Source organism: Clostridium luticellarii (genome assembly GCF_002995845.1).
GTDB lineage: Bacteria > Bacillota > Clostridia > Clostridiales > Clostridiaceae > Clostridium_B > Clostridium_B luticellarii.
This window is the reverse complement of the sequence record NZ_PVXP01000047.1, coordinates 1-25,790: the sequence shown is the minus strand read 5'-3', so window position 1 is coordinate 25,790 and position 25,790 is coordinate 1. Positions and strand designations below refer to the sequence as shown.

The 25,790-nt window shown below is 33.9% G+C and carries 26 protein-coding genes; 20 read left to right on the top strand and 6 right to left on the bottom strand.

Annotation, left to right across the window (positions count from 1 at the left end):
* Nucleotides 1–121 precede the first annotated feature (121 nt).
* The 6 genes from CLLU_RS13390 to CLLU_RS13365 all read left to right on the top strand — a co-directional run bounded on the left by CLLU_RS13390 (nucleotide 122) and on the right by CLLU_RS13365 (nucleotide 7,997).
* Complete coding sequence (locus tag CLLU_RS13390; protein WP_106010291.1) at nucleotides 122–1,024, top strand: dihydrodipicolinate synthase family protein; 903 nt, start codon at nucleotides 122–124, stop codon at nucleotides 1,022–1,024.
* Nucleotides 1,025–1,100: 76 nt separating this feature from the next.
* Nucleotides 1,101–3,074 (top strand): YjhG/YagF family D-xylonate dehydratase, encoded by a 1,974-nt coding sequence (locus tag CLLU_RS13385; protein WP_106010290.1) that lies wholly within the window; start codon nucleotides 1,101–1,103, stop codon nucleotides 3,072–3,074.
* Between the two features lie 41 nt (nucleotides 3,075–3,115).
* Entirely contained in the window at nucleotides 3,116–4,462 is a 1,347-nt protein-coding gene (locus tag CLLU_RS13380) for a GntP family permease (protein ID WP_106010289.1), read from the top strand.
* 140 nt (nucleotides 4,463–4,602) lie between these two features.
* The gene (locus CLLU_RS13375) at nucleotides 4,603–4,935 is read left to right on the top strand and encodes a cupin domain-containing protein (protein ID WP_106010288.1); all 333 of its coding nucleotides are present in this window, start codon (nucleotides 4,603–4,605) and stop codon (nucleotides 4,933–4,935) included.
* Nucleotides 4,936–5,245: 310 nt separating this feature from the next.
* The gene (locus tag CLLU_RS13370; RefSeq protein WP_242977634.1) at nucleotides 5,246–6,361 is read left to right on the top strand and encodes a D-glucuronyl C5-epimerase family protein; all 1,116 of its coding nucleotides are present in this window, start codon (nucleotides 5,246–5,248) and stop codon (nucleotides 6,359–6,361) included.
* Between the two features lie 142 nt (nucleotides 6,362–6,503).
* Nucleotides 6,504–7,997 (top strand): aldehyde dehydrogenase family protein, encoded by a 1,494-nt coding sequence (locus tag CLLU_RS13365; protein ID WP_106010287.1) that lies wholly within the window; start codon nucleotides 6,504–6,506, stop codon nucleotides 7,995–7,997.
* A 108-nt stretch (nucleotides 7,998–8,105) separates the two neighbouring features.
* On the opposite strand, the gene CLLU_RS13360 is transcribed toward CLLU_RS13365, so the two are convergent.
* Nucleotides 8,106–8,414 carry a BMC domain-containing protein gene (locus tag CLLU_RS13360; RefSeq protein ID WP_158255929.1) on the bottom strand — a complete coding sequence of 103 codons (309 nt, stop codon included), beginning with the start codon at nucleotides 8,412–8,414 and terminating at the stop codon, nucleotides 8,106–8,108.
* 258 nt (nucleotides 8,415–8,672) lie between these two features.
* The gene (locus CLLU_RS13355) at nucleotides 8,673–9,350 is read right to left on the bottom strand and encodes a YczE/YyaS/YitT family protein (protein ID WP_106010285.1); all 678 of its coding nucleotides are present in this window, start codon (nucleotides 9,348–9,350) and stop codon (nucleotides 8,673–8,675) included.
* A gap of 198 nt (nucleotides 9,351–9,548) precedes the next feature.
* On the opposite strand from CLLU_RS13355, the gene CLLU_RS13350 reads away from it, so the two are divergent.
* The 9 genes from CLLU_RS13350 (at nucleotide 9,549) to CLLU_RS13310 (ending at nucleotide 17,402) form a co-directional block, all read left to right on the top strand.
* Nucleotides 9,549–9,971: a MarR family winged helix-turn-helix transcriptional regulator gene (locus tag CLLU_RS13350; RefSeq protein ID WP_106010284.1), complete on the top strand. Its 423-nt coding sequence runs from the start codon at nucleotides 9,549–9,551 to the stop codon at nucleotides 9,969–9,971.
* 171 nt (nucleotides 9,972–10,142) lie between these two features.
* Nucleotides 10,143–10,574: a hypothetical protein gene (locus CLLU_RS13345; protein WP_106010283.1), complete on the top strand. Its 432-nt coding sequence runs from the start codon at nucleotides 10,143–10,145 to the stop codon at nucleotides 10,572–10,574.
* A gap of 151 nt (nucleotides 10,575–10,725) precedes the next feature.
* Nucleotides 10,726–11,931 (top strand): MFS transporter, encoded by a 1,206-nt coding sequence (locus CLLU_RS13340; RefSeq protein ID WP_276329475.1) that lies wholly within the window; start codon nucleotides 10,726–10,728, stop codon nucleotides 11,929–11,931.
* Between the two features lie 99 nt (nucleotides 11,932–12,030).
* Nucleotides 12,031–12,711: a response regulator transcription factor gene (locus tag CLLU_RS13335; RefSeq protein ID WP_106010281.1), complete on the top strand. Its 681-nt coding sequence runs from the start codon at nucleotides 12,031–12,033 to the stop codon at nucleotides 12,709–12,711.
* A 3-nt stretch (nucleotides 12,712–12,714) separates the two neighbouring features.
* Nucleotides 12,715–14,112, top strand: a complete 1,398-nt coding sequence (locus tag CLLU_RS13330) for a sensor histidine kinase (protein WP_106010280.1) — start codon at nucleotides 12,715–12,717, stop codon at nucleotides 14,110–14,112.
* Between the two features lie 307 nt (nucleotides 14,113–14,419).
* Nucleotides 14,420–15,253, top strand: coding sequence for an undecaprenyl-diphosphate phosphatase (locus CLLU_RS13325; RefSeq protein WP_207656007.1), 834 nt, complete (start codon nucleotides 14,420–14,422; stop codon nucleotides 15,251–15,253).
* A gap of 105 nt (nucleotides 15,254–15,358) precedes the next feature.
* Nucleotides 15,359–15,634, top strand: coding sequence for a hypothetical protein (locus CLLU_RS13320; protein WP_106010278.1), 276 nt, complete (start codon nucleotides 15,359–15,361; stop codon nucleotides 15,632–15,634).
* A gap of 74 nt (nucleotides 15,635–15,708) precedes the next feature.
* On the top strand, nucleotides 15,709–16,632 hold the full coding sequence (locus CLLU_RS13315; protein ID WP_106010277.1) for an AEC family transporter: 924 nt from the start codon (nucleotides 15,709–15,711) through the stop codon (nucleotides 16,630–16,632).
* Between the two features lie 164 nt (nucleotides 16,633–16,796).
* Nucleotides 16,797–17,402 (top strand): lactate utilization protein, encoded by a 606-nt coding sequence (locus CLLU_RS13310; RefSeq protein ID WP_106010276.1) that lies wholly within the window; start codon nucleotides 16,797–16,799, stop codon nucleotides 17,400–17,402.
* Nucleotides 17,403–17,576: 174 nt separating this feature from the next.
* Here the strand turns inward: CLLU_RS13310 and CLLU_RS13305 are convergent, their stop codons facing one another.
* A complete protein-coding gene (locus tag CLLU_RS13305) occupies nucleotides 17,577–18,092 on the bottom strand; it encodes a P-loop NTPase family protein (RefSeq protein WP_106010275.1) in 516 nt (171 codons plus the stop codon).
* 203 nt (nucleotides 18,093–18,295) lie between these two features.
* Between CLLU_RS13305 and CLLU_RS13300 the strand changes: the two genes are divergently transcribed.
* The 5 genes from CLLU_RS13300 to CLLU_RS13280 all read left to right on the top strand — a co-directional run bounded on the left by CLLU_RS13300 (nucleotide 18,296) and on the right by CLLU_RS13280 (nucleotide 21,901).
* The gene (locus tag CLLU_RS13300) at nucleotides 18,296–18,478 is read left to right on the top strand and encodes a hypothetical protein (RefSeq protein WP_106010274.1); all 183 of its coding nucleotides are present in this window, start codon (nucleotides 18,296–18,298) and stop codon (nucleotides 18,476–18,478) included.
* Nucleotides 18,479–19,020: 542 nt separating this feature from the next.
* A complete protein-coding gene (locus CLLU_RS13295; RefSeq protein WP_106010273.1) occupies nucleotides 19,021–19,770 on the top strand; it encodes a radical SAM protein in 750 nt (249 codons plus the stop codon).
* Nucleotides 19,763–20,284 carry a QueT transporter family protein gene (locus CLLU_RS13290; RefSeq protein WP_106010272.1) on the top strand — a complete coding sequence of 174 codons (522 nt, stop codon included), beginning with the start codon at nucleotides 19,763–19,765 and terminating at the stop codon, nucleotides 20,282–20,284. The genes CLLU_RS13295 and CLLU_RS13290 overlap by 8 nt, the downstream gene beginning before the upstream one ends.
* A 122-nt stretch (nucleotides 20,285–20,406) precedes the next feature.
* The gene (locus CLLU_RS13285) at nucleotides 20,407–21,105 is read left to right on the top strand and encodes an arginase (protein WP_106010271.1); all 699 of its coding nucleotides are present in this window, start codon (nucleotides 20,407–20,409) and stop codon (nucleotides 21,103–21,105) included.
* A 25-nt stretch (nucleotides 21,106–21,130) separates the two neighbouring features.
* Nucleotides 21,131–21,901: an alpha/beta hydrolase family protein gene (locus CLLU_RS13280; RefSeq protein WP_106010270.1), complete on the top strand. Its 771-nt coding sequence runs from the start codon at nucleotides 21,131–21,133 to the stop codon at nucleotides 21,899–21,901.
* 71 nt (nucleotides 21,902–21,972) lie between these two features.
* Here the strand turns inward: CLLU_RS13280 and CLLU_RS13275 are convergent, their stop codons facing one another.
* From CLLU_RS13275 to CLLU_RS13265, 3 genes are read right to left on the bottom strand one after another with little or no spacing between them, the layout of a single operon-like run.
* Nucleotides 21,973–23,097, bottom strand: coding sequence for a DegT/DnrJ/EryC1/StrS family aminotransferase (locus CLLU_RS13275; RefSeq protein WP_106010269.1), 1,125 nt, complete (start codon nucleotides 23,095–23,097; stop codon nucleotides 21,973–21,975).
* An 8-nt stretch (nucleotides 23,098–23,105) separates the two neighbouring features.
* Nucleotides 23,106–24,281 carry a DegT/DnrJ/EryC1/StrS family aminotransferase gene (locus CLLU_RS13270; protein WP_106010268.1) on the bottom strand — a complete coding sequence of 392 codons (1,176 nt, stop codon included), beginning with the start codon at nucleotides 24,279–24,281 and terminating at the stop codon, nucleotides 23,106–23,108.
* A 33-nt stretch (nucleotides 24,282–24,314) separates the two neighbouring features.
* Entirely contained in the window at nucleotides 24,315–25,502 is a 1,188-nt protein-coding gene (locus tag CLLU_RS13265; protein WP_207656006.1) for a MerR family transcriptional regulator, read from the bottom strand.
* Nucleotides 25,503–25,790: the final 288 nt, after the last annotated feature.

Below are 25,790 nucleotides of genomic sequence, written 5' to 3'. Positions count from 1 at the left end.
ATATAGTTCGTATATATAAAACTAATTTGTATATACGAATAAAATGAATGGAAAATAATACTTGTAAATTGTAAAACAGAACTTGAATTTAATCTAATTTTTGCTGAAGGAGAGATAATACATGAAAAAAGCTAAATTTTTAACTCCTGTCATTACTGCATTTAATACTGATGGAAGTTTGGATGTACGGGCAAACAAGGATGTATATGACCGTCTTATTAATTCAGGCATAGATGGACTTGTTATTATGGGCAGCACTGGAGAGTTTTATGCCATGTCTATTGAACAGAGAAAGGAATTAATTGATCTTGTTGTTACTCATGTGGATAAAAGAGCAAAGGTGATTATAGGTACAGGTTGTATGACTATAGAAGATACAATTGAACTTTCAAATTATGCCATTGATGCTGGAGCAGAGAATGTTATTATTGTCAGTCCATATTATTTTAGTCTGACTTATGAAAGTTTAGAATTTTATTATGGCAGAATATCAGAATCCGTAAAAGGAAATATTTATTTATATAATTATCCGGACAGGACCGGTTATGATCTATCACCGGAATTTACACTTAATTTATTGAGAAAATACAACAATATTGTGGGTTATAAAGATACTGTATCAGAAATGGGACATACTAGAAAATTAATTCAAACGGTACAGGGGGAATTTCCCGAATTTGAAGTGTTTTCAGGATTTGATGAAAATTTTGTCCATAATATCCTTGCAGGTGGAAGTGGCTGCATCAGTGCCCTTTCCAATCTCTATCCGGAGATTTTTGTAAAATGGGTAAAAGCAGTTAATGATAAAAATATGGATAGAGCAGCTGAAATTCAGAATTATGTCAACAAGATGTCAGAATTATATGAAATAAGTCCATGTTTTATTCCAATTCTAAAAAAAGCAATGATGATTAAAGGTATGCATATTAAAGATTATTGTAAAACTCCTCTTCTGCAGGCTGATGAAAAACAAAGCAGTGCAGTTGAAAAGTTCATGGAAGAAGTAGAGCATATAATTTCCTAAAAATTATTGTATATTTTTTTACTTTGTTAATGAAATTGTTGAGATTATTTTAAATTAAAGAAAGGAAGGATTTATTATGTCATTGAAATCGATTTATGGAAAAGAAGAAAAATCATTATATGAAATTCAAACTCATGCAAAAGGACCTGATGGGTCACTTCCACTTACCCCACAACTGTTGAGCACCTTACCAAGCGGTAATATATTCGGAATGACTTTAAGTGCTGGAATGGGATGGGAGCCATCTAAACTTCTAGGCGGTGATGTCTTGATACTTAGTACCCAGGGTGGAATACGTGATAATGATGGTACTCCAATTGCTGTAGGATTGCATACAGGTCACTTTGAACTGGGATTGCAGATGAAGGCAGCTGCTGAAGAAGTAAAGAAACAGGGAGGAGTTCCCTATGCCGCATATGTAACGGACCCATGTGACGGTCGCAGTCAGGGTACAACGGGAATGTTTGACTCGCTTCCTTATCGTAACGATGCGGCAGTGGTATTTCGTCGATTAATTCGTTCATTACCGACACGCCGGGCAGTAATTGGGGTTGCAGCATGTGACAAAGGTCTGCCCGCCATGATGATAGCACTGTCATCCATGCATGAGCTGCCAGCCATTATTGTTCCTGGAGGTGCAACACTTCAGCCTAAGGAAGGGGAAGATGCGGGAACCATTCAGACTATTGGGGTTAGATTCGCCAACAATGAAATTTCACTGGAGGATGCCTGCAGTTTGGGATGTAAGGCTTGTGCTTCTGCTGGTGGCGGATGTCAATTTCTAGGTACAGCAGGTACTTCCCAGGTTATTGCTGAAGCCTTGGGAATAGCATTACCACATTCTGCTTTAGCACCTTCGGGTCAGCCAATATGGGAAGAAGTAGCTAAGCAGTCGGCTAAGGCAGTTTTAGATCTGGTCAGCAATGGAATAACTACCAATAACATTATTACCGATAAATCAATTGAAAATGCCATGGTGGTTCATGCCGCCTTTGGAGGATCGACAAATTTACTTCTTCATCTTCCGGCAATTGCATATGCTGCCGGCTGTAAAGTTCCAACTGTAAAAGACTGGGCCAGAATCAACAAGAAGGTGCCCCGTTTAGTAAGTATTCTTCCAATTGGGCCGGTTAATTATCCAACAGTCTGCGCATTTCTGGCAGGAGGAGTTCCTGAAGTTATGCTCCATTTGAGAAAACTTGGGCTGCTCAATGAGGATGTTCTTACTGTTACAGGAGAAACACTTGGAGCTAATCTTGATTGGTGGGAAAAATCTGAAAGACGTATAGAGTGCAGAAAGCGTCTAGTTGAAATTGATAAAATTGATCCTGACGATATTATTATGAATCCAAGCAAGGCGAAAAAAAGAGGATTGACATCAACGGTAACTTTCCCTGTGGGAAACATTGCTCCTGAAGGCTCGGTAGTAAAATCAACTGCCATTGATTCATCTGTCATAGATGATGATGGCGTATTCAGACATACTGGGAAAGCTAAAGTTTTTACCTCTGAAAAAGCTGCCATTAAAGAACTTAAAGACGCTGGAAAAATCAAGGCTGGAGATGTAATGGTTGTAATTGGCGGAGGGCCGATGGGAACAGGAATGGAAGAAACCTACCAGCTGACATCTGCATTAAAACAACTGCCTTTCGGCAAGCATGTTTCTTTGATTACGGATGCACGTTTTTCCGGTGTTTCTACAGGAGCTTGTTTCGGTCATGTAGGACCTGAAGCATTGGCAGGAGGGCCTCTTGGAAAATTGCGTGATGGAGATGTTATTGAAATAATAGTCGATACAAATAAGCTTGAGGGATCCATCAATTTCATTGGAACCGAGGACAAAAAACTTTCTTATAAAGAAGCGGCTAAATTACTGGAATCACGTGAGCCTCATCCAGGACTTCAGCCAGATCCCAATCTTCCGGATGATACAAGATTATGGGCGGCACTTCAATCTGTTAGCGGTGGAACCTGGAGTGGAAGTGTATATGACGTGGACAAAATTATTGAAGTCCTTGAAGCAGGTAAAAAAGCACTGAATAAAAAATAACTGTTTGAATTTGAAAATTAATGAAATCGGGGGGATTATTAATGCCATTGTTAATAGTAGCATTAGGCGTAGTACTGTTAATAGTATTAATTTCTGTCTTTAAATTAAATACATTTGTTTCGTTGCTGATGGTTTCGTTTGTTGAGGCTTTAATTCTGGGAATACCACTTGATAAAATTGTTTCAACCATCGAATCCGGAATAGGCGGAACTCTTGGTCATATAGCTTTGATATTTGGTCTCGGTGCCATGCTCGGCAAATTAGTTGCTGATGCAGGGGGAGCACATCGTATCGCCATGACCTTGATTAGCAAATTTGGTGAAAAGAGAATTCAATGGGCTGTTGTAATTGCTTCATTTGTTGTTGGTATAGCCATGTTTTTCGAAGTTGGATTGGTTTTATTGATTCCGATTATATTCTCCATTGCAAGAGAATTGAAAATTTCTCCAATATATTTAGGTATCCCTATGCTTGCTTCTCTACTGGTAACACACAGCTTTCTACCGCCGCATCCGGGGCCCACAGTAATAGCTGGGGAATATGGTGCGGATATTGGAACAGTCTTGTTGTATGGTATTATTGTGGCAATACCCTGTGTTATTATAGCTGGTCCATTATTTAATAAAGTTGCCCAGAAAATCATACCAAGTGCCTTTGAGAAAAGGGGCAATATTAAATCCCTGGGTGAACAAAAAACGTTTAAAATGGAAGAAACGCCTGGTTTTGGAATTAGTCTGCTGACTGCAATGTTTCCAGTTATTTTAATGATGATTTCCACAATAATTTCAATGATAAAGGATACAGTAGGATTTGAGGATGGTTTACTTTTTAATGTTATTAACTTTATTGGGAATCCTTCTACGGCAATGCTTATATCTTTAATAGTTGCAATTTATACGATGGGACTGAGAAGAAAAATCCCAATTAAACAAATAATGTCTTCCTGTTCTTCCGCTATTGCGGCAATTGGAATGATGCTTTTAATTATTGGTGGCGGCGGCGCTTTTAAACAAGTGCTCATTACTGGAGGCGTTGGAGATTATATAGCTGTGCTGTTCAAAGGAAGTTCTATATCTCCGTTACTTCTTGCATGGATGGTTGCAGCAATCTTACGTGTTTCATTAGGTTCAGCAACCGTAGCAGCACTATCCACGTCAGGTCTGGTTATTCCAATGCTGGCCAATTCTAATGCTAATTTGGCCTTGGTAACACTTGCAACTGGATGTGGAAGTGCGATAGCCTCTCATGTAAACGATGCAGGATTCTGGATGGTTAAGGAATACTTTGGCCTAAGCCTAAAGGAGACATTTTCTACATGGACATTGTTATCGACAATTTTATCGGTAACAGGAATAATAATCATTTTGCTGTTGGATTTGTTTATTTAGGGAAAGGCTGGCAGTGTCAGTATGAGTTATCACGTTGTTTTTTATCTGCTCTGGAGTAAAGATGTGTAACGCTCGTTACATATTTTTACTTGAAAAAGTCCTATACTATTAATAAATAAAGTATAGGGAGGGTAACTGCTATGAAAAATTTAATAAAAAATATACAAATTTCAAAGGTATTGAATCTGGAAGGCTTGATATCTTATAATGAAGGGCAGGTTATAAGCAGAACTATTGCTCAGACACCTTCTGTCAGCATTACTCTGTTTTCTTTGGATAAAGGCGAGGGAATAAGTACTCATATAACTGATGGAGATGCAATGGTGCAAGTTCTTGATGGTAAGGCAGCTATAACAATAGGAGATGAAACTTTTAATGTAAATTCTGGAGAATCCATAATAATGCCTTCTGGTGTTCCACATGCACTTCAGGCGGTGGAAAAGTTTAAAATGCTTTTGACAGTTGTAAAGTAGCAAAAAAGAGAATGGGCAGGGTCACTGTCCATTCTCTTTTTTTGATAAAAAATTCGTGGGAATATGTAATAGTCTGTCTATCAATACTAATCTAATATTGCTCATGTCATTGTTTTGCATCCGTATGAAAATTCGAATATATTTTTATGTATTAGAAAATAATATTAAATATTATTGTTTTTATAATCGGAATTATTAGAGAGAGAGGATATAAAATTGATAAAAAATATATTTGTTAGAATGTCATGCATATTTATAATTTTAATTATTATTGCCGGAAGCTTCGACAGATCCGTAGAAGCTTCACAAAGTGGGTGAGTTTTTTAGAGATAAAGGTGAAATTATGCTAAAAAAAAGCCGTCAATTTCAGAATCAGAGCAGGTACAAAGAAGCGATACAGATATATGATAGAATATTGTCAAATTCTAACTTACCACTGTATATAAAAGATGAAGCCAGGGTATGCAGGATGCTGGCAAAGCGAAATCTGCCGGTTTTAAAAAATTATTCTTTTTTACCCGAATATATACGAATAGCCGAAGATGGAAAAAAATACTACAAAGATAATAAATGCAGTTATGTTTTATATGGAGATTATAATTCCTTTAAGAAATATTTTGATCATCAACAGGATTGGGTATATATACAGTCACCTAGCTTTAAATTGGATAAAAATGGAGTCCCCATGGTAAAATATGATGGCAAGTTTTATTATAATGCAGTTACCATATGCCAATATGCACTATATATGTATGATAAATACATGGAGGGCTGTGATACCAGGAACAGCTTTTTAAATATAGCAGATTTTTTAACAAGAAATATAAAAGAGGACGGCTCTTTGAGATATGAATTCAAATATAATCACTACGAGTGCCTAAAGGAAGGTTGGACCTCAAGTATGTCTCAAGGCCAGGCACTGAGTGTATTTGCCAGGGCATATTATTTGACTGAAGATCCAAAATATATAGAATCTGGTCAGAAAGCATTGAAATATCTTCTAATGCCAATATCAAAAGGGGGCGTGATGGATAACCTGGGTGCTCTGGATAAAAAATTTGAGAGTAAAATATTTTTTCAGCAGTATATAAATTCCACATCCACATATACTTTAAATGGACACATATTTACTCTTATAGGACTTTATGATTGGAGCAATGTACGATGTGCAAAAAATATATATTACTTCAACCTGGCAAGAAGATACTGGAATAAGGGCCTTGACAGTTTAAAATGCATATTGCCTTATTATGACTTGGGAAATTTTACAGCTTATGATTTGCACCATATTGTGAAAAAATCAGTTCCAAGCAGTTCTGATTTCTACCATTCAGTTCATATAGAGCAGATGAATGTGCTGTATGTTATTACAGGAGAAGAATATTTCAGAGATATGAGGGATTTGTGGATTTCTTATATAAAGTGAGGTGTTATAACTATGTGCTATATGATAAATAATTAACTAATATATTGATAAAATTGTAACAATTGAAAATTTTCTTGACATTTTATCTAAAAGTGTTATTATAAAATAACTAATAGCAATAAATATATATGAGGTGATTTTTATGGTATCAAAACAACAAATTCAAGAAGCAGTAGCTAAAGAGTACAAACTGTATATAGACGGCAGGTGGGTTGACAGCAGCGGGAATGACAAGATAAAAAGTTACAACCCTTCTGATGGAAGTGTTCTCTCGGAATTTGTAGATGCAACCAATGAGGATGTTGACAGAGCTGTAGACGCTGCCCATAAGGCTTTTAAAAGCTGGAAATTAATTGGGCGTGAGCAGAGAAGCAATCTGCTTTTGAAGATAGCTGATATTATAGATGAGAACAAGGAACATCTTGCACTGGTGGAAACTCTGGACAATGGTAAACCTCTCAGGGAAACTCTCAGTGTAGATGTACCTGCCAGTGCAGATCATTTCAGATATTTTGCGGCAGCAATAAGAACAGAAGAAGGTAATGCCCAGGATATAGACAATAATACTTTGAGTATTGTATTGAGAGAGCCTATAGGAGTAGTTGGTCAAATAGTCCCGTGGAATTTCCCAATACTTATGGCTGCATGGAAAATTGCTCCTGCACTTGCAGCAGGTGACACCGTAGTAATCCATCCTTCATCTTCCACATCATTGAGTCTTCTTGAACTGGTAAAGCTCATAGGAGATGTACTTCCCAAAGGTGTATTGAATTTAGTTACAGGCAGAGGCTCAAAATCCGGAGATTACATGCTGGGGCATGAAGGATTTAGTAAACTTGCCTTTACAGGTTCTACAGAGGTGGGTTACAGGGTTGCGGAACAGGCTGCCAAAAGGATCATACCTGCAACACTTGAACTGGGAGGAAAATCCGCCAACATATTCTTTGATGATGCTCCTTGGGAAAAAGCTATTGAAGGTGTACAGCTTGGAATATTGTTCAATCAGGGACAAGTTTGTTGTGCAGGTTCCAGATTGTTTGTTCAGGAAAAAATTTATGATAAGTTTTTAAATGAAATAAAAAATGCCTTTGAGAAGGTAAAAGTTGGCCTTCCCTGGAAAGATGGAATTCAGATGGGAGCCCAGATAAACCACAGGCAGCTTGAAAAAATTCTGAACTATGTGAAAATAGGACAAGAAGAAGGTGCTTCCCTTGTAACAGGAGGATATAAAATAGATGAAGGCGAACTTAAAAAAGGTGAATTTGTAAAACCCACAATTCTGGCAGATGCAAAAAATAACATGAGGATAGCACAGGAGGAGATATTTGGACCTGTTGCTACGGTGATAAAGTTTAAAGATGAAGAAGAAGTTATAGAACTCGCCAATGATTCAGAATATGGTTTGGGAGGAGCAGTTTGGACGAAAGATATAAATAAGGCACTGAGAGTGGCAAAATCGGTGGAAACCGGGAGAATGTGGGTAAACACCTATAATCAGCTTCCGGCAGGTGCACCTTTTGGAGGATATAAAAAATCCGGAATAGGAAGGGAAACCTATAAATCAATTCTAAATGCCTATACCCAGACTAAAAATATATTTATAAATATAGGTGAGGATAAATTAGGTCTATATTAGTAAAATGGAAGGTACCTGGATTTTTGTAAATTGAATCTGGGTACCTTTTCTAGATTTTTTATATTGAAATTATAGTCTTTAGTAAAAACAACCGAAAACCTATTTCTTCTAATATTTTAATTTTGGTAAATCGTTTTTTATTGAATTTAATGCAGTTTTTACAGCAGCTGTATTTCCGAAAATTGCTATGCAGACAATATGTTGAGGGCATACTCCTGAAACTTCGCTCACAATTACATTGGATGATTTTTCCGCAATATCACTTGCAGCTATTATATCTGCAATATTTCCATCACATATACCGACAGTTGTAACTTCATTTTGTTCTATAATTTTTTTAACATTGCTATCTGTAACTCTTCTGTAAAGTATCCTAAGTGTTCCATTAGAAATTTTGTCTATAAATTTTATATTCATTTTATAATCCCCCAAATAATTACTATAATATATATGGTTAGTCATAATCTCAACTTTTGTACATTTAAATAAATGTGGAAGCCTGAAATTTTAAGATGTGAAACAAAGAATGTTTCTTATGAACTCTATTATATCAAACCATAGAGGAGATAGAAAGCTTAACTTTACAATAACTGCATTCGTAAGTTAAATTAAATACATAACCTTTTTATATTCAATAAGGAAATACTGCTGCCAAAATGGACAAAAGAGTAGATTCTAATTACTTTCATAATCTTTATCTATAGATATAGATGTAATATATTTATATTTAAAATGCTCAAAAATAACACTACATATTTTTGTGATACTTCCTACAAGTGCAGCACAAATTATTGTTCCTTCCCGCACTCCTTTTATATTTCCAAAAGCAAAAAGTGAAATTATTACTGCAAGTATACACAGGGTGGAATCAAACATGATTTTTATGTTTCCAAATTTTTTGCCTGTTTTATAAGCAATAGTTTTTACAACACCTTCTCCAGGATTTATAATTACATTGGCGATAACTTGTAAATACACTCCAAAGGCAAGAACAAAACAACCGGAAAGTAAAACAAGTACTTTTTCTATATAAATATTAGCATTTATAAAACTGCATATGTTCATTCCTAAATCAACAAACAAACCAAAAAAAGGGCATACGAATATTTGAAAAAATTGCTCTTTTGGAAAATTGTTTCTTAAAATGATTATCTCTATGAGAAAAAATAGAATACTTAATAAAAAGGTAAATTGTCCAACAGTAAAAGGAAATATCATAGAAAGCACATATGGGAGACTGTTGATGGGAGAAGTTCCTAAATTTGATTTTGTGGTTAAACTTATTCCTAAACCCATAAAAAATAAACCAGTTGTAAATATAAAATATCTTATAATTATTTTAAGTTTTGACATTAGTAATGCCTCCTAATTAGAAAATTTATTTATAATATTAGTTTCATATGCAACTAATATTATAATTCTTTTACTATAATAATGTCAATATCTAAATCTAAGTGTTTATATTCCTCATTATTAGAATATTCATTGACATAATAATCTGTTTATTTTAAAATTAAAGTTGCATACGAAACAGTAATGAGGAGGACTATTATGAAGGATCTATCAAAATATGTTTCTGTGACACACCGGCGTTCACAAATATTTTATACAGAACATCTTCAAAAATTAGGAATCAGCAGTGGACAGTTTATGTATATAGTTTGCATTTGTGATAATCCAGGATATACTCAGGATGAATTATCTCAACGATTGATTATCGATAAGAGTACTGTAACAAAAGTTTTATCCCAGCTTGAAGCAATGGGATTTATTATTAAAACTAAAAGTTCAAATGATAGGCGTGCATTTAATATTTTCCCTACAGATAAAGCACTTGCTATTTATCCAAAAATATTAGAAATAAAAGACGAGTGGCATCATAGGATTACGGAAAATTTAAGTGATATAGAATGTGATGTCTTTGAAAGGTTAATGGAAAAAGTTATGGAAAATAGTATTAAAAACTGTAAATAGTAAAACAGGCATCCGTCATTTGAAGTGTGTGTTTTGCATATTTCTTACAAATAATATCTTCTTTAGCATTAATATTCAACAGCTTATGATAAATCTTTATTGAAATTAGGAGGAATTTTGAAGAAGGTGGAGAATACTTAAAAACGTGTCACTAAAAAAGGAGAGATAAAAATGGGAGGTATTGCTGGATTGCTTGGATGGATTACTATATGGGGTTATATTATAGCATTACTTAATTATTTTATGAAATATGTAAATAGGACATATATAAGTAAACTTTCAAATGATAGAAAGCAATATAAGGATTTATACAGGTTTGTTATGAGATACATAGTTAAATATCATAAAATAGCTGAAATAGTTGCATCAATAGCTGTAATAGGACATTTATACCTTATGTATAGCTTTAGGGGGTTATCAATATCAGGGCTTGTAGCAGCTGCAGTTATGTTGGCAGTATTTATTTTGGGTGTCTACGGAATTTTTATAAACAGGAATATGAGGGGGTCATGGGTTAAAATACATAGGATTTTAGCGTTTACTTTGATAGTTTTGATAGGCTTCCATGTAATGTTTTCAAGGATTTTATTAATTCGTAAATAAAAATAAATTATAAATTGGAATACTAAAGAGCTCTTAACAGAGTTCTTTTTCCTTTAAAATGCAATGAATAGAAATGATGATTATGCCAATAATGCAGCAGCATGAATTATACTCATGGTAATAGATCAATATAGAAAGAAGGTGACTACATATTAATATTAAAAATGAGAAAAAAGTTTTAGGTATTGAACGAAATATTTTTTTTACTGGATTAACTAGCTTTTTAACGGATACTACCACAAAAATGATATACGCCATCATGCCGTTATTTTTAATCTCAATAGGTGCATCAAAAACAGAGGTATCACTTATCGAAGGAATTGCAGAAAGCACTGCATCAATTCTTAAAGCTTTATCGGGATGGTGGAGTGATAAAATTGGTAAAAATAAACCTTTCATGGTCATAGGCTATGGATTTACTGCCATTTTGTCTCCATTATTTTCAATAGTGACTTCGCCTTTTCAGGTTTTAATTATAAGATTTAGTGAAAGGGTTGGAAAAGGGATAAGAACAGCTCCAAGAGACAGTCTTGTAGCAGCCTCATCAAGTGACAGTGAGAAGGGAAAAAATTTTGGGTTTCACAAAGCTATGGACAATAGTGGAGCAATAGCAGGTCCGTTACTTGCTTTTGCAATTTTATCAGTATTTCCTGATGATTACCGCAAGGTATTTGTGTTTTCATTTTTACCAGGTGTATTGGGGTTATTTACTATAATTTTCTTTGTAAAAGAAGCGAAAAAAAGTAAGGATTCTCTACCTAAGAAAATTGCTTTTCACGATTTTTCTACTGAGTATTATATATTTTTAGGAATCGTTTTCATATTTACCTTAGGTAATTCAACCGATGCACTATTGTTAGTGAAGGCCAATGACATTGGTATAACAGCATTGTTTATCCCGCTTGTATATTTGATATTTAATTCTATGTCCGTGCTATTTGCTGTTCCCATGGGGATTCTCTCTGATAAATTCGGCAGAGAAAAGCTTATTATCTTTGGATATATGCTTTACTCCGTAATATACTTTGGTTTTGGGAAAACAAATAGTAAAATTCTGTTGATTTTATTATTTGTTTTATACGGTCTTTACAGTGCATCAACAGATGGCATACAAAAGGCATTAGTTTCAGATCTTATAGATAAGAATAAAAGGGGGACAGGTCTTGGAATATATAATTCACTTATAGGCATAACCATACTTCCGGCAAGTCTCATAGCCGGTGTATTATATGATGAAGTTAACAATAGAGCTCCTTTTTATTTTGGTTCAGTAATGGCATTACTTGCTGCAGTATTAATGTATGTATTTTATAAAAAATATGGTAAATCAAAAGAGACTATTCATTTGCAGCAATAATTTCACCTAAGATGTACTATTTTTAATCTGATTTTAATGTTAATAACATATATTATTGTTAGTAAAAGTGCTATTACAACTGATATTTGAGGTGATTTTTTGAAAAGCTATAGAATACTCATAATTGAAGATGAAAAAAAGATGTCAATGTTTCTTCAGATGGAACTCAATCATGAAGGATATGATACTGATGCTGAATATAATGGAAGAGATGGACTTAGGAAAATACAAAATGAGAATTATGATCTGATACTTTTAGATATAATGCTCCCAAAATTAAATGGAATGGAGCTTTGCAGGAGGGTAAGGCAGTTTTCCAAGATTCCAATCATAATGATAACTGCTAAAGATGATGTAATGGATAAGGTAATGGGACTTGATACAGGAGCTAACGATTATATTACAAAACCATTTGCTATAGAAGAACTTTTAGCCAGGATACGCGTTATAAGAAGAAATAATGGTGAAAAATCAGAGAATTATAAATATGAAGTAGATGATCTTGTAATGAATACCAGGACCCATGAAGTGACAAGAGATGGAAAACACATTGAACTTACTAAAAAGGAATATGATCTTTTGGAGATCCTTTTAGCCAATAAAAATGTAGTTATGACAAGAGATCAGTTGATAGATAAAGTCTGGGGATATGATTATTTTAATGACACCAATGTGGTCAGTGTTTTTATAAGATATCTTAGAAGCAAAATCGATGATGGATTTGAAAATAAGTTAATCACAACTATAAGGGGAGTCGGGTATGCGATAAAAGGAGACTAGGCTATGAACTTAAGTATTATAAGAAATGCAAAGATATCTATCAAATTAACTGGAATATTTGCTTTTATGCTTTCCATAATGCTTGCAGTATCTAATGCTTATGTATTGCATGGAGTAAGGCGCTACATGTATAATCAGGCAGCTAAGCGTTTGGAGGATGTGAATCAAATAATATTCGACAGATTGAAATTGAAACAACTCTCAAGTAATAAGCTGTTTTCTGATATAATGCCCAATGAAAATATATTTATAAAAATAATAGATAAAAATGGGAGAACAATAAATATATCAGATAAATTCAACTATGATCTGAAGATTTCTGAACCCTATGGCAAAGTAAGACATATGGAAAAGCAGGAAAAGCATTTTGCTTATTTAAATACTAAAATATTGGATAATACCTATGGGACTCTATATATACAGATAATTAAAGACATGGATAATGAATATGATTTTTTGAAGATATTATTCTTTTTCATGGCGGCAGCGGATCTGTTTGGAATAGTCTTATCTATCTTGTTGGGGTATATTATAAGTAAAAGAATGCTTAATCCAATTGATAATATTACAAAAACTGCGGATGAAATAAGCATTAACAATTTAAAAGAAAGAATAAGTATAAAGGGACCTAACGATGAACTTAATAGGCTGGCAAACACGTTGAATAATATGATCGACAGGCTTCAGACATCTTTTAACAGGCAGGTACAATTTGTTTCAGATGCATCCCATGAACTCAGGACACCAATAGCTATAATTCAGGGATATGCCAATCTTCTGGATAGATGGGGGAAAAATGACAGAGAGGCCCTTGATAAATCTATTGAAGCCATTAAATCCGAATCATATAATATGGGACAATTAGTAGAAAAACTACTTTTTTTGGCTCGCAGTGACAATAATTCCCCCAAAATGGAGAAAAATATTTTTTATCTCAATGAATTAGTGGATGAGATCATTGAGGAGACTAGAATGATAGATAAAAAACATACAGTGTCAAATACTCATAATGAAAATGTACAGGTTATTGCAGATTATAAACTTGTAAAGCAGCTGGTTAGAATAATTGTAGATAATAGTGTGAAGTTTACTCCAGAGAACGGAAAAATAGATATAAGTTCCGTTAAATCAGGGAAATACGTTAGCATATCGGTAAGCGATACCGGCATAGGAATTCCGAAAAATGAAATTCATAAAATATTCGATAGATTTTACTGTGTAGATAAATCCAGATCTAGAGACACTGGTGGAAGTGGACTGGGATTGTCTATTGCCAAACAAATTGTGTATATGTATAATGGAAAAATTGACATCGAAAGTGAAGAGGAAAAAGGTACTAAAATAATTGTGATTCTGGATATTGTATGTATGCCAGACGATGTTATAAAAAATGAAAAATAAACTGAATACGTGTAATGTATGTGAAAAGATTAAGATTGAGAAGGTAAGATTTTTTTCAATTTTAATCTTTTTTTAATCCATTTCTAATTTTGAACGTATAACATATGTGGTGTTATTATGAAAGCATTTAGATTTTGGACGAAAAGGAGACCAGATATGAATAATATTGCAAATTTAATCAACATTGTACTTCATATTGATAAATACTTAAATGGTATATAATTTCGCTTATTCCTGCTGTTGTTACATTTGTCAGGGAAAAAAGCATGGTATGAATTAATTGAAAAGGAGTGGCTAGAAAATGTACATGATGTTTATAATTAAAGTCATTATAATAGGTATTGTAGAGGGAGTTACTGAATTTTTACCAATATCCTCTACAGGACATATGATAATAGTGGGAAATCTGATAAACTTTAAATCACCTGCTTATAACAAAGCTTACATAGACATGTTTGAAGTCGTGATTCAGCTTGGAGCAATATTAGCTATAGTGGTCCTTTACCGGGAAAAGATATTTAATTCTCTTAAGAATCTTATGCCCGGAAAGTGGGGATTTAAGCTTTGGACAAGCATTTTAATTGCTTTTATACCTTCTGCAGTTACAGGAGTTCTTCTTAATGATATTATTCAGGAAAAATTGTTCAATCCTATTACTGTTTCCTGTGCTCTTGTATTCGGAGGTGTACTCATGATATACATGGAGAATAAATATAGAAAAGGGAACAGTACCGTAAAAATTGAAGATGTAAATATTGTACAGGCATTTAAAATTGGGTGTTTCCAGTGTCTGTCACTATGGCCGGGAATGTCCAGATCGGCTTCTACCATAATCGGAGGCTGGGTAAGCGGGCTTACCAATGTAGCGGCAGCGGAATTTTCGTTTTTCCTGGCAATACCTACTATGATAGCTGCGTCCGGCTGGTCTCTCATAAAAGTTAAAATATCCATGAACTCCATTCAGATAATTGGACTTGCTATAGGATTTATAATTTCATTTTTAGTGGCATTGGTGGTTGTGGATAAGTTCATAGGATTTTTGAAGAAAAAGCCTATGAAAGTTTTTGCCGTATATAGGATATTTGTAGGAATATTAGTGTTGATATTATCGTATTTGAATATCATATATGTTGCGAAATAAATATATAAGGATCTGTATACATAAGTATGAAAAATTTCTGAATTTTATTGATGCCAAAATAGTATGCATTTACTTTTGCTAAATTAATTCATAAGGAGAAATAAAATGAATGATAAATTAGCTGTATGTAGAATAAGAACCGATTTTAAAAATTTTAATATGGTGATGGATCAATTCATTGAAAAAATTCCATTAAAAATTGAAAATTATAAGGATATCAAAATAATCAGTTCTTTTATTACCAATAATGTGTTTAATTTCGACATTGAGTATTCTTGCTCAGATCAGAATATAAAAAATATTTTTGAAAATGTAATGGAGGAAATAGCAGGTAGACCCTTAAAATTTATAATTGAATTAAAACCTATCTATTTAAAATAAGCAAAAATTATATTTATGATATAATATTTTTATACATCATTTTTAATATAAATTTTTAGAAGGGATTTAGCAGCATGGTTCAAACAGTTTTATCGACACTAATTCAAGTTATTGTTCCGTTATCCATACCTGTGATTGCTGGAGTGCTCCTTGTACGTTTTAAAAATCTTGAGACAAAGCATTTAGTAACATTGGTCTTATACTATTTAACTCCAGGAATGATTTTTCAGGCATTAATCACTGCACAAGTTTCTTGGGGAGATGTGTACAAGACTCTTGTATTTAGTATTGTTAATCTTATATTCATGTGGGCTGCAGCCAATATATTAGGTAAAATACTAAAGTTATCCTCTCACAATATTGCAGGACTTACCCTGATATCAACCTTAACAAACAGTAATAATTATGGACTGCCACTTGTTTTGTTGGCCTTTGGAAAACTGGGATTGGGTAAGGCATCTATTTATGTAGTAGTCCAAATGATTATTGTAAATACAATAGGTGTCTATTTTGCGGCACGATCCAGGTTTTCTGCAAAGGATGCGATAAAATCAGTATTTTCACTTCCGGCTATTTACGCAGCGCTATTGGCTGTTTTATTGCGAGTTCTTAATCTCAATTTACCAGGAGGTATTGAGGAAGGCATTAATATGATCAGTCAGGCATATTCTCCCATAGTTTTGGCCATATTAGGAGCTCAAATGGCAAGTGTGAAAAATTCTAATTTGGAACTAGAGTCTCAGACAACATTTTGGTCTGGTATGATATGTAGGCTGCTTCTATCACCGATTATAACATGTCTTTGTTTATATATACTGCATATAAGTGGAATGCTTTATTCAGTTCTCTTTATTTTAGCATCTATGCCGGTGGCAGTTAACTCTGTTATATTGGCAGAGAAATTTGATGCTTCTCCGCAAATTGTTTCAAAGTGTATTTTGTGGACAACTCTTGCATCATTTATCATACTGCCTATTCTTATTGTTCTGGTAAAATAAGAACTGTATTGTTTGTACCAATTTGTTTCCTGATATAAAAAAATTTTTTAGTATTGCCTATTTCCAGTATTTGAAACGGTGTTTGTCAATGCTATTGAATGAATAACTGTTATTTTGGTTCAAATAGTAATTTATATAAGATTATAAAAAACAAGGAGGACAAAATGGATATTCAAAAAGCTATTATCTCATTTGAAAAAAATGGCTATCAGGTAAAGTTTTTTCAAACGCCAGAGGAGGCGGCTTCTTATCTTAATGTAGAAATTCATCAAACAACGGTTGGATTGGGAGATTCTCAAACACTGCTTAGCATGAAACTGTATGAAAAGTTATCTCTGCACAATCAGGTTTTCGATCCGCAGCATTGTCCACACGATAAGAGCTTTGTTGACGTAGGAAAGAGGTGCCTCCAGACGGATGTATTTATTACGTCTGTTAATGGAGCTTCCGAAACCGGTGTATTGATAAATATTGACGCAAGAGGCAATAGAGTTGCAGGTTCGCTGTTCGGGCATAAGAAGGTGTTTTTTGTCTTTGGTATCAATAAAATTGTGCCTTCACTAGAGGAAGCGATCTGGCGTGCGAGAAATATTGCCGCTCCTCAAAATGCCAAAAGGCATGGCTATAAAACACCATGCGCACTGAAGGCAGACAAGTGTTATGATTGCTCAAGCCCAGAAAGAATATGCAATTTGCTTGCTGTTCATTATAAAAAAATGAAAGGAACAGAGGTTGAATTGATCATTATTAACAAAAGTCTTGGATATTAGTTGCTTGCAGCCATTTAAAAGGACATGTCATACATCAAAAGGAGTTTGAAGGTAGAAAAGATGCAAAATGAAAGTTACAAGTATTGGTGTGGTGGTAACAGAAATAATTTTAGTCATGGTCATTAATTTGGCCTATGACCTATTTTTTAGGTCATAGATTTGAAAATTGTGTATCTAAACTAATTGTTTTAGAAATTCGTACATTCCCTTTCTATTATTAATAACTACCTTTTTATTGGGAAACCTATCTATCATTTGTTCTGCTTCAATCATGTTTTTTTTATCATAACTATGATTCCATTTAATAAGTTCTATCAGTCCCTTAAGAGTTTCTTTTTTATTATATGGTACTAATCCTATCTTCCTTTTTACAAACCTCCTAATAATTCTCCAATCCCTTATATAAACATTTGTTTTTAATACTATAATTATATCTGCCCTTCTAAAACTTTCATTTAACCAAGCGTAATAAACCCCTTCAATTATCCAACAATCGTTTGATAATATCTTGTGTAAATTCGTATCTCTTGTTTTTGTATCTGCTTTAATTCCAAATGTATTTAAAAAATTATTCCAGAATATGTCATCTAAATCATAATTTTTAATATTTGTTTGGCTTGAAATTAAATTTGATATATATGTTTTTCCACTTCCTGGTCCACCAATAATATGTAATTTCATAAATTCCATAGTTACTCCTTTAATTTTAGTTCATATGCGCATTGATCTATATTAAATATAGTATCATAAATTTTAACCACGGATCTATATTTATAAAGCTCATTCATATGTGAAAGGAAAAGCTTTTTTACATATTTGATAAAATCTAGAAGGAATATACATATTTTTATAGAAGTACTTATGTGGAATAATAAATGAAAGGGGAGAAATAAATGAAAATCATAGGAATAATTCTTATTATTGTAGGAGCTATTGGAATAATAGTAGGTTGCGTTACGTATAAAGGCACAGGAATAGCTGCTACAATAGGATCTTTAACAGGCTTGATATCAGGAATAGGATTTATTTTGGCAGACAAAAAGATTGAATTATTATCGAATAATAAAGACTCTTAATCTATTCTATACTGATGGAAAGGCGTAAACGTATAATTACTTCTAAAAAAGATAAAAGCTCTGGTAAATCCAGGGCTTTTATAAATAGTATTTATTACATCTTATAAGAAATAGGAAAGTCAAATTTTTCAAAGCCCCTTGATTTTCCTAATTTTATAGAATATAATGAAAAAGTGAAAACTGTATAAGACAGTTCGAAACCATCCTGTCTATAAACAAAACTATGGATTGATGCTATTGATAGTTCAATTATAATAGTCTATTTGTGATATAAAAAAGGTGGAGAGATTTCTTCACCTTTTTGTGTTGCATCTGTTCTTTTTCAGATATGGATCCTGCGGATGGAATTCAACATTTCTTATACTTTTCGGATCAAGTGATTCTAAGATTCTTGAAAAAGACTTTTCTCTTAAGCAAATCACTACGAATCTAAGAATTGCCTTATTCAGGTGCGCAGCAGTGCCTTACCTCCCATCTTAGGAAGTTGGGAGGTAACAATTGCAGCGTCCGGGTAAATTTTTAAAGAGGTCAGGAGAGATAGTATGGGTGCTTTACCGAAATTGAAAAGATATGGACAAATTACTGAGAGGCTTCCCAGGGAAATTGTGCTTTTAAGAGGAAGTGGGTGTTTTTGGGGGAATTGTATTTTCTGTGATTACCACCTGGATCAGGACAGAAGTGCTTTTAAAAATTACAAATTGAATTCTGAAGTACTCAAGAAGGTTACAGGAAAATATGGTGTACTTCAGGTGATTAACTCCGGGAGTACAAGTGAACTGGATGTCTGTACCGTGTTCGAGCTCATCAGATTGTGCAGGGATAAGAACATAAAAAAGATTATTTTTGAGGGACATGTGAAATATGAGGAAAATATAGAGCTTTTTAAAGAACAGTTTTCCCCTGTTGAATTGAAGTTCATAGTAGGTGCAGAGACTTTTGATGTGGATTACAGGGAAAATATACTCCATAAGGGAATTGGCCCTAGAAAAGCGTGTGATTTCAAAAATTTTGATTGGGTGAATCTTCTATTTGGAATGCATGGACAGACACTTGAAGGTCTAAAAAAAGATGTAAAACTTGCACTTAAATATTTTGAGAGGGTTACGGTGAATGTATTTTGTGAAAACAGCACAGAGGTAAAAAGAGACAATAGACTTGTAGAGGAGTTTTACAACAGTGAGTTGTTCAAATCCTTGCAGACAACCTATTATAATAGAGTAGAGGTGCTGGATGATGTAGATGCCAGGTGTAATGCAGATTTGGATGGTGTTGGGGGTAAAATAAATGAGTAAAACAGATAAATTGGTAAAACTGGCTGTAGTGGCTGGAATATATATAGTAGCAACTATTGCATTGGGACAGCTGTCCTATTGGGGCCCTATAGGGTTTAGAATCAGTGAAGTGCTTAATTTTCTTGCTTTTATAGATCCTTTTTATATAATATCTCTTACTTTGGGGTGTGCAATATCAAATTTTTACAGCTTCAGTATAGTGGATGTTTTTGTGGGCAGTTTTGCAACTCTTGCTGCAACCTATGCCATGTGGAAAACCAGGAATATGGCGGTTTCAATTCTGTGGCCTGTCTTGGGGAGTGCAGTTATAGCAGAAGAGCTTCATATATTATATAAAGTCCCCTTTTTTTATACATTTTTCACCCAGGCAGTAGGGGAACTGGCAGTTATGGTTTTAGGATATTTTTTATTTAAAAAGATATTTAAAAATTCTGCATTTTTGGATAGAATAAAGATAAAGCCTGATAATAAAAAATTAGAGAGCATAAAATTAAAAAACATAAAAAAGGGTTAGTTATTCAAGTGTCAGAGTTAAAATATAAAATTTAGTTGATTTTAGGCTTTATCCGAAAATCCTCATTAATTGTGAACTGTGCATTGTCAATTGTGAATTGAAAAAAAGGGGGAGTCTGTATCATGAGGAAAAATCTTTTGAGTATTGATTGGGATTATTTCATTCCCATAAAGAGGGAATGGTGTGGCTCTTATATTGAAAATAAAAGAAATAAAATAAACATGTGGTATAAAAGATATTTTGAAGCTATGAAAAAAGGGGAAAATATAGAAAAGTCGGTTAGAGCAGGTAAAGAAATTATGGGCTTTTGGAACAAGATCAAGCAGCACTTTATTATAAAAGAAAAGACAAAGATATATATATCTGATTCTCATAAAATTTCCTATTATATAGCAAAAGACAATGACTGTGATGAAGTGATAAATTTTGATGCTCATTCAGATTTGGGATATGGTGGAATGAAGTCCCTTGATTTTGAACTGAATTGTGCCAATTGGCTTGGAAAATTGCTGAAAAATGAAATAGTAAAGAGAGTAAGTATAGTCTATAGTCCATATACCTATGAGAACAAGGAAGAATTTCAGGAAATAAACCATAATTTTCATGTAGATTATCCAGACATGGAGGATTTTAAAGACAAAATGATTGTTGACTATATTCATATATGCAGATCGGGAAGCTGGACACCACCCTGGCTGGACTGTAGGTTCTATGAATTTATAAAAGCTTTGAATATGAACTATAAGGTCGTAAAGTGTCCTAGAAGGCGGTGGAATCCTGAAAAGCTTACTCTTTCCGATAAAATATATATAACACTTTAATATTCTATTTTGGGGGATTGATAGTATGGTTGAAAATTTTGAAGTGAAAAACAAAGCCGGAGAAACTCTGAGAGGAATTATAAACAAACCCGAAGCAGAAGGTAAAATGCCCTGTATGATCTTTTGTCATGGATTTATGGGAAACAAACTGGGCCATGATTTTATGTTTGTAAAAATATCTAGAATTTTGGAAAGCATAGGTATAATTTCCATAAGATTTGATTTTGCCGGAAGCGGTGAAAGTGATGGCGATTTTTTGAATTTGACCATATCGGGGGAAATTGAAGACTGCAGTGCAATACTGAATTATGTGAACTCAATTGATTATGTGGACAAGGGCAACATAAATATTTTAGGCTTCAGCATGGGTGGTGCAGTTGCAGCTGTAATTGCATGTAATTATTCGAATTTAATTAAAAATACTATTCTTATAAGTCCTGCCTTCAATATGTATGATATATTTATAAGTAAAGTAAAGGGCAGCAGACTGGAAAAATTTCTTCACACCGGATATATAGAATTTGAAACTAACCAGATATACAGGAGTGCTGTAGAGGATGCATTTAACTACAATTTTTTTGACTATTTAAAGGAAATAGGTGGCAGGGTACTCATAGTTCATGGAACAGAAGATGAATCAGTACCGCCTCTTTATTCTGAACAGATTAAAAAAATGCTGGCAGAGAAGGCTTTTTTGAAGTTTGTTTCCGGGGCTGATCACTGCTATTCAAGTGTAGCTTATTTTAGGCAGCTCACAGATAGCATAATTGATTTTACAAAAAAATGCATAGTGTAAATATTTATAAATACCAGGGCTTCACATTTTACAGTAGTTTGAAAATGGGAAGTCCAGGTACAGTAATTAGATCACTTTTTATAAAAATTCTTTATGGCAGTGCATACAAAGTCCACTTCGTCCTCTGTTATTTCAGGATATATTGGAAGTGCCAGTATTTCTTTTGATACTTTTTCAGCTACAGGAAAATCACCTTTTTTATGTCCCAAATAATCAAAGCATTTTTGGAGGTGCAGCGGGATTGGATAATATATGCTGGTTCCTATATTGTTCTGCTTTAAATAGGCAGCCAGTTCATCCCGATTTTGTGCCAGTATATTGAATACATAGTAGACAGGCTTTTGTTCCCCTTTTATGTCAGGTATCTTTATATAGTCACAGTCATTAAGTCTTTCTTTGTACCAATCTGAAACTTTTGCTCTCTTTTCGATAGCTTCATCTATATATTTCAATTTAACTGACAGTACGGCAGCCTGTATTGTATCAAGTCTCGAATTGTAACCCAGATAATCATAATGATATTTTTTTGAAGCTCCATGAACTCTGAACATCTTGGCCATTTCCGCCAATCTGGCATCATTTGTAACTATCATTCCTCCGTCACCGTATCCACCCAGGGTTTTGGTTGGAAAGAAGGAGAATATACCCATGTCACCTATAGTACCGGAGTGCCTGTATAGAGCACTGTTTTTACCTTTCCACTTCATACCGAAGGCCTCCGCAGCATCCTCTAGTACACGTAAATGGTTTCTGGAAGCCAGATCCATTATTTTATCCATGTTTGACATCTGTGAAAACAAATGTATTGGGAGTATTCCCACAGTGTTCGCATTTATCTTTTCTTCAATTTTTTCTGCATCTATGTTGAAGGTGTCTTCATCTATATCTACAAATACAGGTTTTGCACACCCTTTGGCTATACAAGAAGTGGAGGCAAGGAAGGTAAAAGGAGAGGTTATTACTTCCCTTCCATTTTTAAATCCAAGTATATCTGAAGTGATGACAAGTGCATCTGTTCCGGAAGCCACAGAAACTGCGTATTTGGCTCCTGTATACTCTTTTATGGCATCTTCAAAATCAGTAACCTGCCTGCCCATTATGAAATTCCCGCTGTTTAACACGGATTGTATTGCTTTATCGAATTCATCTTTTTTTTCGGCATATTCTCTTGTAGGTGTAAAAAACTTAACCTCCATTGTATAAATTACCTCACTTTCTCTACTACTTTAATAAGTTCTTGTGCTACATATTCAGCATCTTCCGGTGAAAGAGTTGAATAGAGAGGAAGGGTTATTTCATTGGCATATTGTGAATATGCATTTGGATAATCGTCTATGGAGTATCCAAGTTTTTTATAGGCTGTAAACATGGGAAGAGGTGTAAAATGTACGTTCGTGGCAATACCTTTTTCTGCAAGAATTTGTATTACAGTATTTCTTTTTTCTTCCGTAAAGTCCCTAAGTCTAAGTGGATATAGATGATAGGATGTGATCTCGTCATCATTTTTTTCAAAAGGAACGATAGCCCAGTCCTTATCTTTTAGTGCATTGGTATATATGTCAAATATGGTTTTACGCTTTTTTAAAATATCTTCGTACCTGGAAAGCTGAACAAGACCTATTGCAGCATTTATATCAGTCATATTGCATTTTGCTCCAGCAAACAATACATCATACTGCCATGCTCCTGCTTTGGTTTTCGAAAGGGCATCCTTGGACTGACCGTTTAAGGACATCAATTTAAGTTCTCTGAAAAGATCCTTTTTCCCAAATAGATTATTGTTATTGAAAGTTACTGCTCCACCTTCGGCGGTAGTAAGGTTTTTCACTGCATGAAAGGAAAAAACGTGGGCATCTACTTGAGCGCCAACCTTTTTGCCTTTATAAGATGCACCAAATGAATGGGCGGAATCGGATACCAGAAGTATGTCTTCACGGCCTTTGTCCTTTAAAACCTGCTTTATGGCATCATAATCCACCGGTACCCCTGCAAAATCCACAGAATATATGGCCTTTGTGGTTGGCTTTATAGCGTCATATAATTTTTCCGGGTCAATTAAAAAATCATCTTTTTGCACATCCACAAAAGTGGGAAGTATTCCGCAGTGAATAGCTGCACTGGCAGTTGAAGTATAAGTATAAGGTGTGGTTATCACATCATCACCTTTTTTTATATCAAATACCTTGAGCAGAATTTCAAGGCCTGCAGTGGCGTTTGCCAGTGCAAGGGCATGATTTGAACCGCAGTATTCAGCTATATTTTTTTCAAATTCAGCAGTTTTAGGTCCAGTAGTTATCCAGCCGGATTTTAAGACATCCACTACGGCATCTATCTCAGCTTGTGTAATATCTGGAGGGGAAAAGGGAATTTTTTTATTCATAAATATCAAATCCTTTCTATTTTTAAACTTTTTCTACTTAATACCTTGAAAAAAGCCAGTATCCTTTGTTATATAAATATATCCATTTTTGTCTATCTCAGACTGTAAAAAGTCTTTAAGATCCTGGAGCCCGGTTTCATCAAGTATGTTTTTTGTATTGCCGGGCATTGAAAATATATAGTCCGCAAGGGGGCCGGCATAGGTAACTTTTAGATTGTCCTTGTATCTTTTTAAGGTCACATTTTCAAACCATTTGGAGACTTTTGAAAGCCCGTTTTCAAGCTGAAAGTTTTCTGTAAGATTCCAGCTGTCTGTGGTTATTTCCCGTGAATTAAATTTTTTAACAATATCCCTCATTTCCTTCATATGGTTTTTGCCAACTGTAGAGGCATAAAAATATCCATTGGGTTTTAAAACCCTGTGAATTTCTGAAAGAGCTTTGTCTATGTCAGCTATATGATAGAGCATATGGTTGGCAATTACTACATCAAAGCTGTTTTTGTCGTAAGGTATATCCTGAACATCTACTAATTTAAATTTAAATCTTTTTAAATTTAAATTTTTTTTTGCATCTTCCAGCATGCCCGCAGAAAAATCAGTGAGAGTTATATTCCATCCTGCTGGAATTTTATATAAATTTTTTGCCCATAATTCGCCGTTGCCGCAGCCAAGTTCCAATATACTTATTTCAGCTGGCAGATTCAATTGCTGAAAAAACCAGTCCATCCAACCTTGTTTATTGGTACTAAAGAGTTCATGTATTCTGATTCTAGCTTTTAAATTAGAGGCATTTTCATATTGTTCTATCCATTTTTGATCTGTATTTATTACATTTATTATGTTCAGAAACTTGTTCCAATTTAATTTTTTATTTTGATCCAGCATATGAACGGCTTCATCTATGGATTTTATTACAGTTTTGATATGGTATATTTTTTCTTTCATTATTTCTTTCTGTATCTCCAGAGATTTTTTTAAATCATTGTGGTTTATATCATAATTCATTATTCTGGAAATATCTTCAAGAGAAAGCCCTATGAATTTTAGGGTCAGTATCTTTTGCAGCTTGCTGAAATCTTCAACACTGTACAATCTATGTCCGTATTGGTTATAAGAACAGGGTTTTAAAAGGCTGATTTTGTCATAATATCTTAAAGTTCTTAAAGTTACACCAGATTTTTTGGCAAATTCTCCTATACTAACAAGGTCGGATTTTGGCATGGACACAGCATATCACCTCTACTTAAACTATTGTACCACATGACGTAAGGTAATGTGCAATACCCTATTTTATACTTGTATTAAGCCAATTCTTCCTTAAACGTCAAAAATATGTAAAAAATTTATTTTTAAAATATAATCTCTATTAATTTCTAGAACTTTTAGCAACTAATCTTGTGGCATAGACATAGATATGTCTAATCAATATATATTAATATTATAATAAATTTTATTGAATGTAAAATAGGGTGTTATAGTCAATCAAATAAATTTCTCCTATTATACATC